The following is a 13,378-nucleotide window of genomic DNA, read 5'->3' as shown; positions in this document are numbered from 1 at the left end:
GATGGCCAAGAGGAATGACAAGGCACCGAAGTCCCCGCATTCAGCATCCCTCATCGTTCGCCCTGGCGAGCCCGTCTTGGAGGACCAAGACGAAATCCAACTACTGGATGGATGGTTGGACGTCTACCACGGCCTAAATGTCGGCCCTTGCGACCGGCGAACCATTCAAAAGGAGCAGGATTGCCGCCTGATTGAAGCGATTTCTTGTTCCCCGGACCAGTTCGATTGCAGTTACGAGGAATGGCTCTTCCCGTATCGGATTGATGTCCAGAGGGCAGCCGCTCAAGGTTGGCCTGGACCTGCCGATCCCAAGATTCTGCTTTCACCGAATCAACTCGCGGCGGCCACCAGGGCAAAGAAATCAGGCGAGCCGTTCAAGATCGAAGAAGGATATTACGTCACGCAATGGGAGAACAGATGGATCGTCGTGAGCCGCTCGGGATCCTTTCTTATTGAGATTACAGTGAATACTTACTCCTTTTATGTTGACGATTTTGTTCCTCTAGCCTATGACACGCCGATCGAAGCCGCCGCCGCCTACCTATGGTCTGAGGCAATCGCAAAGGCTCGAGAGGCACGTTATAAGGCTGCGATGAGGTGTTTCGGGCGTGAGGAACGGGAGTAGAGATCGCAATGGGGTAACAAGCAACCCGGAGGGAAGGGAGTAGAAATGGGTCCTTCGCCCGCCAAACTGTTGACGATCGCCGACCTGGCGGAACGTTGGGGCTGCAACGAGCGGTTCGCCTGGGAGCGGGTCAAGGAACGCGGGATCCGATTCGTGTGGCTCGGCAAGGGATCCTACGACGCGAGCAAGCACGGCCCAAAGATGGTCCGGTTCCGGCTCCAGGCGATCGAGGAATGGGAACTGTCGGAAGAGAAGCACCACGAGGCTGTGGAGCCGATCCGCGAGGTTCTCACTCACGCGTCAACAAGGGCGAGTCGCAAGATCAACCCTGATTTGATCTGGGATGGGGTCGTGCGGTCGTAAAACAAGGAAGAGAAGTCGGATAAGAGATACCAACGCAACAGAACTGCCCCGGCTCTGGCATCAAGCCAACGTCGGGGCCGTTCGTGTTTTGGAGGGCAGGGAAGGGGAGGATCAAACCCGCTTCGGGGAATCTTCGCCAGCTTTAAGGAAGAAACTCTCGCATTTGGCGGCTGCTTTGTTCAGCCGATTGCCGAGAAGATTGCGGGTCTTCTGCTCTTCAGCCGAAATTTTACTCAGATCCTCGCCGTGCTCCTGAACGTGCTTCTCGAAATCCTCGAGCGCCACATAGTATTCGTCGAGGTTGTCCTGGATTTCGTTATCCACCACATCGACCTGGCTGATCAGGGCCGCCGCGAGTTGGCGAGCTTCCTCGGTGTCCAGAATCAGCTTGAGAGAACCGATCCGCAGAAAAACGGACTCATGGAGGCTGTCGGGACAGACGTCGAACTCGACGGGTCCCCGCGTGAATTCGATCGTATTCGGAGGCACGAAACCCTCGAAACCCGCGGGCTTGTCTTTGTTTATGACAAAAAGATAAGCAAGCGTCGCTTTCAACATCGAATCGATCTCCGTGAGATAGGTTGCAAGAAACAGAACCAGAGGGATTCCCGGCCCCACACGGAGCCGGGCACAAGTGAGCAATTCACGCTCTAAACTGAAGAGAGGGTCAACCGAGTGTCGCCAAGTCTTTCGCCTGTCTCCGTTCCTCCTCGGCCATCCAGGATTTCCCGAGCGCGATGATCCTCGGGCTGTCGTTCATCGCGGCCCGACAGACCTCGCGGATTGCTTTCGGCTTCATGACCTTGTGGACCAGGATGGCAGCCGCCAAGTCTTCGATTTGGACCCAGTGGTGAGGGGCGGCCACGAAATCCTCAGCTCTCGCGACCATGTAGTCGAGATATTTCTCGAGAACCTTGCCGAAGCCGTGATGGTGGCTGGCGAGATTGGCAGCCATCTTGTAGTCCCCTCTGGCCCCGCGATGGTCGTACCTGCCAACGTGTTTCGCCTCGGCGGCCGGGCCAGCCAACCCGATCAGTACCTCCCGCTCGATCCATGCGAGCGTTCGGTTGTCCCCGTTGATGTCCGGTCGAAAACCATCGGGCGGCTTCGTTTTCAGTATGTGTCCTAGCGAGTCTTCCGTGGGGACAATAGAGAGCTCACAAATTGCTCGCTTCAACATCGTCGCAGCGACGGCGTGACCCGCCTCGTGGTAGGCCGTTGTTTCGAGCAACCTTTGCTCTCGTTTGACGATCGTTGCCTTAGCCATTGTTCTGGTCTCTCAGCGAAGGGAAGGGGAGGCCCGGCTTTGACCCCGGGCCCGAGGGAAGGAGCCTCAGTTCCAGCCAGGCGTGACCTCGGGCGCATACCGGATCACCTCGACGTTCGACTCGGGGTCAGCCCACTGGGTAGCCCAGAGTCCGCCAGTGCAAACAACAAGCAGAGGAACCAGGCCGGGAGTGACGGCGGCCATCTTCACGAAAGCATGCAGTTCCTTGCCTGTCTCTCGGTGCGACCAAGTGTCGCCGCCACGAAGGCTATCAGCGAAGGTTGATGGCTGAATGAACGCCAACATCTTTCTATCCCCGGTCGCATGCGACTCCGCGAGTGCGATAGCGACCACCACCGGCCCCCAATATTCCTCGACGAGATGGCGCAGTTCTGTTCGTCGAACATCAGCCAAGACAACGATGTCGCTGTCGTTACGCCTTCGGTCCCACACGAGCTTCAGCATCTCAGTGTTCTGGTCCACGAGCCGCAAAAGTTCGTCGTGAGTGGGATGCTTATCCCCGCTTGGCTTAGGGTTCCGCCGCCGCTCTGGGCGCTGACTCGGGGGCTTTCGCTTGCTCATCGTTGCTGCCTCGTGGTAAAGGGAAGGCCAGGCATACCTGTCTGGCCAAACGTTTAAGTGCGGACCTCAGATGTTTTGACGCTGTTCGCTCCTAAGAGAAGGATAGGCAGTGGTTTGCGACAAGCAAATTAACGGAGGTTAACGTTAACCGTTCCGTTAACTTTTAGTCGTGCGATTCGACCGCGATCCTCGACCTATGGTCTTCGACGAATCCCATAGCGAGTGGTGTCCGTCCAGTCAGACCATTTTTTCGCCGGCGCCGACTCGAACTCATCATCGAACCCAAGTTCTCCGGAAGGGCTTCGAACCGGCTGAACGCGGGCCGCTCGGGTATCCAGGACGCCAATCGCCACCATGGCCCGGATATGCTTGCATCCAAGCGGATCTCGGTGGTTCCGGTTGAACTCGAAATCGGCACATGTGCATTCCGCGCCGTGATCGTGCCGACTGACGTGGTAGACCACCTGGTTCGATTTCCGGAGAGCGAAACACTGGAGGGCGGTCCCTGGGTCACACGGAACCGGCTCAACTTCATACGTTGTAGTGTTGATGGTTAAAGTCATCCGGACCGTATGCTGTGGGCGCCCCTGCGGGGATTTTTGCAGGTCTGGCGTATTCGAGTCCGTTTTATCGGCCGCTAACTCGGTTGCGGCGGCCTGGTCGGGCCTGGAGTTGGACGTTGCGGTTGCCATTCGTTTCCTCGGCGATGGGGGTTGATTGAATCGGGAAGAGAAGTGGCCGGGCGACGTGCTGTTTCTCCACCCGGCGATTGAATTTCACGTCTCACGGTCGTTCACCAGTCGATGCCGATGAAGCAGTCGGGGCAGAGACGGCAAACATCGCCGTTCCGAAGCTCGATAACGACCGCGTGGGCGGATTTATCCCCGCAAGTCCAACAACGGGGGTCTCCGTCGAACGCGTCGGCGGCCTCGACGTCCAGGATGCCGACCACGCCGGACTGGCCGACATAGCGAGTCGTGCGTTCCTGGTCGTCGCGCCACTCGCCAGTGTCCTCCGTGGCCGGCAGGTCGAGCTCGAGAGCGGCGAGGGAATCCGCTGCTCCCTGGAAAAGGCGGATGTCGTCGAAGATCATCGCTTTGGCGGGGTTGGCGTGCTTACGGGAGGGAACCTTGATGGCGACGGTCATGGGAGACTCCTGGATGGTCGGGGGATATTGAACGTGGGAGGTGGATTGAATAGCTCGGAAGCGAAGAGGGTTGGAGATGGGTGGGGACTGAACTTGCCCCCACGCCCTTCCTTTTGGGTTGCCTGGACGTCGGCCGGAAAGGGCCGATCTGGCGATCGTGTCACGCTCGTTTGCTGAACCCAACGAAACACGCCGGGCAGGCGCGACAGACGTTCCCGCCCGCCACCATGAACACGACCATCTCCCCTTTGGCCTGCCCGCATGAGGGACAGTGGGGGTCGGTGCGGTCGTAGTCGGTGGCCTTCTCGACCGCGAGGATCAAGGCAATCCTGGACTTACCGTCATAGGTCTCGAGCCCGGGGTCGTACTGGCCGCGATGACCGTCGTTCCGGCTATCGGCCTGGGGAACGGACTCTTGCCCGGCCTCGGGAGCCGGATAGGGCTGATTTCGAGTGGACGGAACCTTGGCGGCCTCGCGGCTGGTCGGCGTGACCTTCGGCCCGTAGAAGTTTTGGATCGTAACGTGGACGTTCCGTTTGACGATTCGCTTGCGGCGATGATCGCGAAGCATGGGGAGGCTCCGGTTCCGGTATGGATGATGAAAATTGGGGACGTACGATCGCTACGGCCAAAGGGCCGGTCGATGGCGAGTAGGTTGACCGAGACATGGACGAGGTCCGCCACCTGATGGCCAATGCCTGAAGGGCGAGCCTCAATCCCCCAAGCCCAACGGCGCCTGAGTTCGTTGGGCTTGGGGCGAGACGATCAGTTCGGGTTGACCGATGCCTGGGAAAGCTTCGAGGCTCGGTAGGCCGCGAACTTCATCGCAGCTTCGCGGCTCGCATAAATCCGGCCTCCTTCGGAGACCTGCCAGCCCATCGCCCATGCGCCGGGGATGAAGACCTCGCGAACCGCGTACGGGGCTTCCGGTCTGGTGTACCGGCCTTTGGGGCTTCGTGCCCGTCCGACTGGCTCGGGACCTCGCGAAGGGGCCGTGAACGGCGTCGGATTGATATGCGGGTGGCTTTCGGCCGTGATCGTGGGGTTGACTTGGGCGGACTGGATGGGAAGATTAGTCATTGGTCGGCCTCTTATCCAGGCTTGCCATTTGGCCCCGTGGGTGGTTGCACACCTGCGGGGCCGTTTTGCTTTGCGAACCGGGCCAACCCCGATCGCACAATTAAAGTCTAACCCAAATAGACCATTGAGTCAACAAGGTATTATCGGGTTAGTCCAAAATTTTTAGGGTAGTGTACATTGCTATCGGTGGTATAATTGGGTGGGTTCGGGTTAGACTTTGATCTCTCGGGACCAAGACGGCGGGAGAGGCTAATGCTGACGATGACAGAGCCAGCTAAAGGGAAACGGAAGCCTGGGGCCGGTCGCCCGAAGGGTCCAACTCCCCGACGAAAAACCATCGCGGCATTCAAAGGATCGGAGCCATTCGAGGAATGGTTCGACGGCCTTGTCGAGCATTGCCGGATTCCGGCTTCCTCGGTAATAGAATTGGCTCTGATCGTCTTCGCGAAGCAAGAAGGGTACGAACCCGAACCGCCGAAGCGTTAAGAAGTCGCCAGGTCCCCTGGAAATGCAAAAGCCCCGCCAGTCCTCATCTGGGACCGAGCGGGGCGATGTTGTTTCTGCTCACCATCCCGCCGCTTGCCATCACGCTACCCGCCACCCGCCGCCTGCGCAAGCCGTCAGCCATGAGGGCAGACACTCGAGAGAGGTTTCCCTTCTCTTGTCCGCCACTTTGTTAGGCGATATTCTTTCATTTGGGTTATTGATTTGTATCGATAGCAAAAGACGCATTGAGGGGCACGTGATCCTCAAGACGCGTGCGACGATCAATCATGCCGATCCGCTTTAAATGCACCTGCGGAAAAGAGTATTCCTTTCCTGATTCCAGATCAGGTCAACGCGGTCGGTGCGGACGGTGCCATACTTTGTTTGCCGTGCCAATCCCGGCACAAACCACAGTGTCCAGCCCCATCGAAGTTGCCCTGGGTATCGAAACTGGCCCGCCTGAGAACGTTTTTATTCCAAAGAGGAAACGTAGAAAGTATTTGGCGAAGAGATCGGGAATCGCGTTGCTTACGATTTGCCTGATAGTCGCGTCAGGAATCGCTTGGGTACTGCGGGAAACGTGGGCAGGCCGAGAGCCTACGATGCCTCGGACGCTTGCCGGGAAGATTCTGCCTGCATTGCTTGGCCCCGACCTCTCGGTAGAGCAAGAGATCGTCAAGAAACGGATCCTGGACTCGGCGAACAAGCCGGAATCGGTGATCTTCGAGAAGTGGTATCCGACAGTGAAGTTACCCGATGGGGTCGCACAGGCAGGAGAAGGCGACTCGGCGAAACTCTTTGAATGCACCCATGTCGTCCGGATAGTATTCAGGATGGATGTTCCTCTGCTTGGGCAGCTGAGATTCGATAGGATCTACTACTTCCTCGGAAAGGTAATCATCGGGACTTGCGACAGGCTCGATCCCGGCGATTATGACGAGGTGTGCAGCCGGTATTTCGACGGGGATGCGGCCAGGAACCCGCCTGAGTCTCCCTCGGTCTCGGCCCCCAAGCCGAACGCGGCCCAGCAGATCGCAGGCGGCATCCTCGCGGCGATGAACGAGGATCCAACCTTCGCCGATCCGACCGCACAAGAGCGTCTTGAGATGATCTACAATCTGATCTGTGCGTACAACGATGACGAAACCGGATTCTTGTCGCCCAGGGCGATCGTCCCGCCGGCCGACACGCTCAAGGAATGGATTTCGCGACTTCCTCGGCGAAAATTGATCGAGATCGACTGGCGATTCAACAGCCGGGAGCGATACCTGGAGATGTTCAAGGGGAATCGCGCCGGCCAGGGCGACGGGACGATCTCCGGCCTGATGAACAACAGCAATGTGTCGATGCTGGAGAAGCCAGAGGACGTCTTTATTTCCCCCAGGGACAACCTTCCTTTCGTGATTCGGAAGACGGTCGTGAATTTCCCGAAGGACGCCTACCACTCGGGCCCGCTCGTGATCGTCGCCGCCGAACAAAAGGGAGTCGTCGGAGAGAACCGCCGTTTTCTTGAACAGGAAACGCAACGGCTCTGCATCAGGCTTGAGCGGCACATCGACATGATCCATACGCCCGTAGAGGAGTGATCGCCTCAGGGAGCGAATCCTTCCCTCGCTTGTTATTTATTGAAGATATTGTAATGAGCGATTGAATTGACTTCATTGGTGCTAATGTGGGGCTTCCCCCCCACGCCCGGACGGCCAGAAGGGGAGTGTTGGCGGCATCCACTGGAATTTGATCTGACGTGACGTGGGAGTTGGCTGGGCGGTTGGATTGGACGGGATCTGTTTCGGCAAAGTCGAGGATGGAGCGGGTACGTTCAACTTTAGAAGCGGAGATACCAACGATCTTGGCGGTGACTGCGGCGGACTTCATGTGGCCAACAGTGGGTGTTCCCAATGAAGCGTCACATGACGCTTCATTAGCGGTCGACTGATTCCCTTTGCATCCTGGCTCGGCCCCTTTTCGATTCCGTTTATCCACAGCCTCCACACAACGTACAAGTTCCGCGTCCGTCAAATTCCTGCGGAGCTTCTGATTGTCAATCGCATACTTCATCGCGGCGTCTTCGTCGGGATCCCGCGAGCAATCGAAGAGAGGGCGGTCGACTTCGCCCCAGTGGAAATGGTGGCCTGAGATGATGTGAGAGGCAACGGGCGAGGCCGTCAGAGAGCCACTCGCCCGTCGCCATGGTCGCGTTGTGCGCCCATTGGGAGTCGCCTTATTATGCGTGCTTGGCTCTCAGAGTCAACCAGACGTTAGTTCCTGGCGAGCAGCGTGAGCAAGGCATCGGGGTCGACGGGCTTGACGAGGTGGAAGTCGAATCCGGCTTCTCGGCCGCGCCGCCGATCATCCTCCTGTCCGTAGCCTGAGATTGCAACGATGACGCAATCACTTCCCGTTTCATCGTTGCGGAGCCGTCTTGCGACCTCGTAGCCGTCCATGCCGGGTAGTCCGATGTCCAGGAGCACGATGTCGGGCCGATAGCTCTGCACGACCGCAATGGCCTCGGGGCCGTCGTTGGCCGTCCGGATATCGTGGCCCAAGAGCCTGAGCAGACGAGCGAGACCCTTGGCCGTGTCGGCGTTGTCATCCACGATGAGAATGCGTGAAGCCGGGCCCCCGGTGCCGATTGCGGGTTTGGCCTTGGCCGTCTCTCCGGTGGCGCTCGTGACGGCAGGGAGCCGCACCGTAAATTCGCTTCCCTTGCCCCGCCCGTCGCTCGACGCTGAGATGGTCCCCTGCTGCATCTCGACCAGGCTCTTTACGAGCGTTAGGCCGATGCCCAGTCCGCCTTCGGAGCGGGCCAGAGAGCGGTCGTCCTGGACGAACAGATCAAATATCTGAGTTAGCTTCTCAGGAGGGATGCCCACGCCCGAGTCACGGACCCGAATGACGATGTCGTCCCCCATCTGCTCGGCGGTGAGCCAGATCCGTCCCCCCGTCGTGGTGTACTTCGCAGCGTTGGTGAGGAGGTTGACTCCGATCTGCTCCAAGCGGACCGGGTCGGCATGGACACGGAGGGGGCCAGGGCGAAATGAGACGTTCAGTTCGTGCTTTCGCTCCTCCATGAGCGGTCGGACCACCTCGACGGCGCTGTTCAGGATCGGACCGATATGGACCACTTCGTTGCGAAGCTGGATCTTGCCTTGAGTGATGCGAGAGACATCGAGCAGGTCGTCGATGAGTCGGGTCAGGTGCTTAGACTGTCGCTCGATGACCTCCGTGGACCATGCAAGCGGTTCGTCGAGGACCGACTTGCGTGCCACCTGAACCGCACTGCTGATTGCCGAGAGCGGGTTCCTCAGCTCATGGGCGAGCATGGCAAGGAACTCATCCTTGCGACGGTTCGCCTCACGAAGTTGCTCTTCACTCGTCGCGAGTGCCGTTTCTATGTGTTTCTGGGCGGTGATATCCCGGGCGACTTTAGAGGCCCCGACGATGTTCCCGGTGGTGTCGAGCACGGGCGAGACGGTCAGCGAGACGTCGATGATGCGGCCGTCCTTCGCCCGCCGCTTCGTCTGGTAGTGGTCCACTCGCTCCCCGCGGCGAACTTGTCCGAGGATGTGGGCGAGATCATTGGCCTGCCCGGGCGGGATGAGGAGTGCGATGGGCTTGCCGATAATCTCCTGGGCTGTGTATCCGAAGATCCGCTCCGCAGCCTTATTCCAGCTTGTGATAACCCCCTCAAGGGTCTTTGAAACGATGGCGTCGTCGGAAGACTCGACGATGGCCGCCAGGTGGATCCGGTCCATGTCGGCCCGCTTCCGATCGGTGACATCGACCAGCATGTTTATTGCCCCGACGATCGCCCCCGATTGATCGCGTAGGAGTTCGGGGTAGGGCAAAATATGAAAGCGGAGGCCATCCGGCCGCTGCACCACGATCTCTTCACCACGGACGCTACGGCCCTCTCTGAGCGTAACCGCCATTGGGCACTGGTCGTGTGGCAGCGGCGTCCCATCGGTTCGGAAGATCCGGAATGAGCCGCACCACAGGTCCTTCCCGATCTCGGGGCGGCGGCCCCAAAGCTCAACTGCGGCCTGGTTGAAGAGGGTGAGGCGGCCATCGCGGTCGGTTGTATAGACCGCCGCAGGGAGCAGATCGAGCAATTGGTCGCCCGTTACAGAGGCCGGCAATCCGTCGGGCTCGATGGAAGTCATGGTCAAGTTCCTCACCGGCTGGCAGCCTTGGCATTCGATCGGAAGCCATGCTCTCGAGAATACCACCATCCCGTCTCGAGCGGAATGAGCGAAGATCTCACTTGGGAAGGGAAGCGGTGCTCTCCCGTTTACGCCCGCGTGCTTACCCCACGTCAGGCGAGAGTTCACCCGAGCAACCCAGAAAAGAGGGGTTTGGCCGAGTCCTCGTCCGTGAAGCTACCCATCCCAGTCCTTCCGTTTAGGACTATCCTGATCCAGCCATCTGGCCGCCAATCTCACTTACCGTCCGATCCGCCCCGAACGCGAATCGGCCCCCTCGTCCGGACATCCATGCCCAGACGGGGAACCAATTCGCGTCTTATTGGGCTAGACCCGAGCGTAAACAATCATGTTGGCCATGTCAGCACATGCAGTAGACCAGATTGGATCTTGCGGAATGCCCAGCCATGCGGCGCATGAGTTTGGCGACCCAAGAAAGAGTGATAGCATCGGCTACCATCCTCATCCTGACCGGCGAACCCGAAACCTTGATCGAGCAGTCTTAATCTGCCAACTTAGGCCAACTACGTTGAACACGGCACAGAGCACTGACGAACGATGCCTCAATGGCGGGCCAGGTGGCCAATGACGTGTTCTCGGCCGGCTGTGAGGAGAGACGCTTAGTACTACAGCGCCAAGTTGTAGCGTCTTGATCCGCCGGCCATTGCGAAAGTATGCTTGCCTTCATGGTTTATGGAGGTACGAGCATGGATATCCCACAGATTCGCAAGCTCAAGCCCGCGCTGAAGAAGTTCCTCAAGCGGTTCGATGACTGCTTCCCGCGCAAAGACACGCGGGCCCATCTGCCGGTCTACGTCTCCGGCCAGCTCTCGGATATCCCCGAGAAGAGCGTGGAACCGATTGCCATTAATGCCGGCGTGCCGGTCAGGACCCTGCAGGAGTTCCTCAGCCAGCACTGTTGGGACCAGGACCGGACGCGCGACCGGCTCCAGCACATCGTCCGCGACGAGCACGCCGGTCCCCACGCGATCGGCGTCTTCGATGAGACGAGCGACGTCAAGAAGGGGGACAAGACCCCCGGCGTGCAGCGGCAGTGGTGCGGTTCCGTCGGCAAGAAGGAGAACTGCATCGTCACGGTCCACCTCGCCTACGCTCGTGAGGGCTTTCACTGTCTGCTCGACGGCGAATTGTTTCTGCCGGAATCCTGGTCCCTCGACCGCGCCCGCTGCCGCGAGGCCGGCATCCCCGACGACATGGTGTATCGGCCCAAGTGGACGATCGCCCTGGAACTCTACGACCGCGCCACCGGCAACGGCCTGCACTTCGATTGGATGACTTTCGACGAGGGCTACGGCGGCAAGCCCGAGTTCCTGCGGGGACTTTCGGCCCGTCGCCAGAAGTTCGTCGGCGAGGTGCCGCGGAACTTCATGGGCTGGATCAAGGCACCGCGTGTCGTGACCAGGAAGTACCGTAAGCACGGGCGGGGCCGCGGCCGCAAGACGCCTCGCCTGGCGAGCGGCAGCACACCGGCTCGGCGGGTTGATGCCATGCTCGATCAAGACGGGTTTCGCAACCAGCCCTGGGTCCAGTGGCGAGTCAAGGATGGGCACAAGGGGCCGATGGTCTGGGAAGTCAAGCACCTGCGGTTTTCCCCCGTGGGCGCCGACGGGTTACCGGGCGAGCCGCTGCACCTGGTTGCCGCCCGTGACGTCTTGAACCCGGCGGAGTTGAAGTTCTTCGTCGGCGCCGCCCCCGAGGAGACGTCGGTGCAGGTGCTGTTGCTGGTCGGGTTTTCGCGATGGCGCGTCGAGCGCTGCTTCGAAGACCAGAAGTCCGAGATTGGACTGGATCAGTATGAGGGCCGCCGCTACCAGGGGCTCAAACGCCACCTGATCCTGAGTTGCCTGAGCTACTTGTTCCTATCGCGGATGCGACAGAAGTTCGGGGGGGAAAAATCCGGGTCTGACGGAGTGCCAAGTCCACAGTGCGATGGCGGCGCTGATCCCGTTCTGGTGGTTGGGGCTGAGTCCTCCGCGAAAGCTTCTGGAGCGGACCTCCGAAGAGATCGAGCGGGCGCAGCGTCGAAACGCCGTGGCGCAACGGTGCCACACCAAGCGGACAAGGCGAAAGTTGCATGAGATGGGCATCAAACTTACAGGGTTGCCCCAATGCAAATGGGATACGACTTAGCGCTGTAGTATTAGACATCCCACCGTTCGACAAGTCGAAGCCGTTCTACCCATTGGTGATGAGCTACGTGGTGCAACTCTGAGCTTTCCGGGAGATCATCGCGCGATCGTCGTTGGAAGTTGCACGTGCCCCGCCTCCTTGCATGCAAGGGTTCGCCACGAGATTTTATTCTAATTTCGCCCAAAGAATCGACGTTACTCTCAAGCAAGTGCGGTTCGTCCGCAAGGTAATCGACATCGCCTGGCTGGCCGGTTCGATCTTAAAATCGCAACAGACCGGCTCAACTTTGGCGGCTGGAGTTGAAGTCGGGGGCCGGGCAGTCAGAGAAACTTGCGTAGCAGCCGCCAACCGGCGCTGACGAGCATGCAGAAGAGACCGAGATAGACGATGAGGCCCGAGAAGCCCACGGACGACTGACGCTTCAGCCGCCTCGCGATCTCCGCGTCGCTCATTCGGCTATCAACCAGGTTCCTGGATGACCGACCGGAGCCGAGCAGGACGCCCGAGATCACCCCGATGATTACGAGTACGATACCGACCGCAAAGAGATACCACGGAGCAGCGATCATCGCTCGACCGACCTCCACGTTATTCAGGTGTCGGCGTTCGAAAGGGTAAGAAAGAACATACCTGATCCATCAGGCTGGGGCAATCGTACGCAACCCGTCCCCACTTCGGCGGATCGAGCGGACACCCCTGGTCGGCCAATCCTCCATCCTCTTGCCCTGACTCTCACCCGATCGTCTCTTCGCAAAATCCACGTCTGCAAATTCTTAAAGTTAAGCGTATTTGATTTCACTATTGATTTCTGAGCGACGATTCGCTTGGAATGGAGGCACGCTCGTGCAACGAGAGAGAGTGTTCGCAAGATCAAGACGAATAGGGACGTGTAATGAGCCAAAATCCAACCGGCGTGATCGCTGAGAGTGCTCCTTCAGAGGGAAGACGCAAGTTCGCGAGGACTGAAATCTCCCCTCCGAACTGCTACACGGCGGCCGACGTTCGTAGGATCCGAGATCGCCTCAGCCTATCTCAGCGGGCGTTCGCTTCGCTCCTGGGTGCAGACCCGGCATCCGTCTCTGCCTGGGAGCAAGACCGACGTCGTCCCTCTGGGACCGTGCGTAGGATTTTGGACATGATCGAAGGCAAGAACCGGCGCTGGGAAATCCAACTCAGGTCTTTGAGTAAAGCCAGGAAGTAGACTCTCGGTCAAATTTGAAGATTTCCGTCGAGGGAAATGTTGTATTCTTTTGTTCAGTCGGGTAAGATCGTACGGAACAGAGAACGATAGTTGATGTTTAGATGATTAATTTAAATAAAATGATTTTTGTTGTTTTTTGGAATCAAACCCGGTGACTAGATCTGATGTCGCCTCAGTCAGCGCTCCCTGTCGCGCGATCCACGCCGCCGCCGATCGATGACCCATCTCAGTTCGTGTGCCTGGAGAGGGTTCCCATCCTTGATGAGCACATCCG

The 13,378-nt window shown here is 58.9% G+C and carries 13 protein-coding genes; 5 read left to right on the top strand and 8 right to left on the bottom strand.

Translation table 11 applies throughout. From position 1 onward, the window contains the following. The first annotated feature begins 1 nt into the window (after position 1). Positions 2-625 (top strand): hypothetical protein, encoded by a 624-nt coding sequence (locus SINAC_RS08200; protein ID WP_015245219.1) that lies wholly within the window; start codon positions 2-4, stop codon positions 623-625. A gap of 45 nt (positions 626-670) precedes the next feature. Continuing rightward, positions 671-988: a hypothetical protein gene (locus tag SINAC_RS08195; protein WP_015245218.1), complete on the top strand. Its 318-nt coding sequence runs from the start codon at positions 671-673 to the stop codon at positions 986-988. A 111-nt stretch (positions 989-1,099) separates the two neighbouring features. Here the strand turns inward: SINAC_RS08195 and SINAC_RS08190 are convergent, their stop codons facing one another. The 6 genes from SINAC_RS08190 to SINAC_RS08160 form a co-directional block, all read right to left on the bottom strand. Beyond that, positions 1,100-1,546: a hypothetical protein gene (locus SINAC_RS08190; protein ID WP_015245217.1), complete on the bottom strand. Its 447-nt coding sequence runs from the start codon at positions 1,544-1,546 to the stop codon at positions 1,100-1,102. Positions 1,547-1,655: 109 nt separating this feature from the next. Continuing rightward, positions 1,656-2,219, bottom strand: coding sequence for a hypothetical protein (locus tag SINAC_RS37920; protein ID WP_052315628.1), 564 nt, complete (start codon positions 2,217-2,219; stop codon positions 1,656-1,658). Positions 2,220-2,321: 102 nt separating this feature from the next. Next, a complete protein-coding gene (locus SINAC_RS08180; protein ID WP_020465682.1) occupies positions 2,322-2,837 on the bottom strand; it encodes a hypothetical protein in 516 nt (171 codons plus the stop codon). A gap of 793 nt (positions 2,838-3,630) precedes the next feature. Beyond that, positions 3,631-3,984, bottom strand: coding sequence for a hypothetical protein (locus tag SINAC_RS08170; RefSeq protein WP_015245215.1), 354 nt, complete (start codon positions 3,982-3,984; stop codon positions 3,631-3,633). A gap of 160 nt (positions 3,985-4,144) precedes the next feature. Further along, positions 4,145-4,555 carry a hypothetical protein gene (locus tag SINAC_RS08165; protein WP_015245214.1) on the bottom strand — a complete coding sequence of 137 codons (411 nt, stop codon included), beginning with the start codon at positions 4,553-4,555 and terminating at the stop codon, positions 4,145-4,147. A gap of 194 nt (positions 4,556-4,749) precedes the next feature. Beyond that, positions 4,750-5,064: a hypothetical protein gene (locus SINAC_RS08160; protein WP_015245213.1), complete on the bottom strand. Its 315-nt coding sequence runs from the start codon at positions 5,062-5,064 to the stop codon at positions 4,750-4,752. A gap of 899 nt (positions 5,065-5,963) precedes the next feature. On the opposite strand from SINAC_RS08160, the gene SINAC_RS08150 reads away from it, so the two are divergent. Further along, positions 5,964-7,136 carry a hypothetical protein gene (locus tag SINAC_RS08150; protein WP_237722442.1) on the top strand — a complete coding sequence of 391 codons (1,173 nt, stop codon included), beginning with the start codon at positions 5,964-5,966 and terminating at the stop codon, positions 7,134-7,136. A gap of 672 nt (positions 7,137-7,808) precedes the next feature. On the opposite strand, the gene SINAC_RS08145 is transcribed toward SINAC_RS08150, so the two are convergent. Next, entirely contained in the window at positions 7,809-9,713 is a 1,905-nt protein-coding gene (locus SINAC_RS08145) for a PAS domain-containing hybrid sensor histidine kinase/response regulator (protein ID WP_015245210.1), read from the bottom strand. Positions 9,714-10,459: 746 nt separating this feature from the next. Between SINAC_RS08145 and SINAC_RS08140 the strand changes: the two genes are divergently transcribed. Further along, positions 10,460-11,851, top strand: a complete 1,392-nt coding sequence (locus tag SINAC_RS08140; protein WP_015243925.1) for an IS701 family transposase — start codon at positions 10,460-10,462, stop codon at positions 11,849-11,851. Positions 11,852-12,223: 372 nt separating this feature from the next. Here the strand turns inward: SINAC_RS08140 and SINAC_RS08135 are convergent, their stop codons facing one another. After that, positions 12,224-12,472, bottom strand: a complete 249-nt coding sequence (locus SINAC_RS08135) for a hypothetical protein (protein WP_015245209.1) — start codon at positions 12,470-12,472, stop codon at positions 12,224-12,226. 323 nt (positions 12,473-12,795) lie between these two features. Here SINAC_RS08135 and SINAC_RS41515 point away from each other — a divergent pair, with 323 nt between their 5' ends. Further along, on the top strand, positions 12,796-13,104 hold the full coding sequence (locus SINAC_RS41515) for a helix-turn-helix domain-containing protein (RefSeq protein ID WP_015245208.1): 309 nt from the start codon (positions 12,796-12,798) through the stop codon (positions 13,102-13,104). The last annotated feature ends 274 nt before the right edge of the window (positions 13,105-13,378 follow it).

Origin of the sequence: Singulisphaera acidiphila DSM 18658 (assembly GCF_000242455.2) — a bacterium.
Taxonomy (GTDB): domain Bacteria; phylum Planctomycetota; class Planctomycetia; order Isosphaerales; family Isosphaeraceae; genus Singulisphaera; species Singulisphaera acidiphila.
This window is presented reverse-complemented; position numbering and strand designations above follow the sequence as displayed.

What these genes read in the sequence shown, in the direction of transcription:
- SINAC_RS08140 (WP_015243925.1), top strand. Translation starts at nt 10,460, where the DNA reads ATGGATATCCCACAGATTCGCAAGCTCAAGCCCGCGCTGAAGAAGTTC.
- SINAC_RS08170 (WP_015245215.1), bottom strand. Translation starts at nt 3,984, where the DNA reads ATGACCGTCGCCATCAAGGTTCCCTCCCGTAAGCACGCCAACCCCGCC.
- SINAC_RS08160 (WP_015245213.1), bottom strand. Translation starts at nt 5,064, where the DNA reads ATGACTAATCTTCCCATCCAGTCCGCCCAAGTCAACCCCACGATCACG.
- SINAC_RS08180 (WP_020465682.1), bottom strand. Translation starts at nt 2,837, where the DNA reads ATGAGCAAGCGAAAGCCCCCGAGTCAGCGCCCAGAGCGGCGGCGGAAC.
- SINAC_RS08135 (WP_015245209.1), bottom strand. Translation starts at nt 12,472, where the DNA reads ATGATCGCTGCTCCGTGGTATCTCTTTGCGGTCGGTATCGTACTCGTA.
- SINAC_RS08165 (WP_015245214.1), bottom strand. Translation starts at nt 4,555, where the DNA reads ATGCTTCGCGATCATCGCCGCAAGCGAATCGTCAAACGGAACGTCCAC.
- SINAC_RS08195 (WP_015245218.1), top strand. Translation starts at nt 671, where the DNA reads ATGGGTCCTTCGCCCGCCAAACTGTTGACGATCGCCGACCTGGCGGAA.
- SINAC_RS08200 (WP_015245219.1), top strand. Translation starts at nt 2, where the DNA reads ATGGCCAAGAGGAATGACAAGGCACCGAAGTCCCCGCATTCAGCATCC.
- SINAC_RS08145 (WP_015245210.1), bottom strand. Translation starts at nt 9,713, where the DNA reads ATGACTTCCATCGAGCCCGACGGATTGCCGGCCTCTGTAACGGGCGAC.
- SINAC_RS08190 (WP_015245217.1), bottom strand. Translation starts at nt 1,546, where the DNA reads ATGTTGAAAGCGACGCTTGCTTATCTTTTTGTCATAAACAAAGACAAG.
- SINAC_RS41515 (WP_015245208.1), top strand. Translation starts at nt 12,796, where the DNA reads ATGAGCCAAAATCCAACCGGCGTGATCGCTGAGAGTGCTCCTTCAGAG.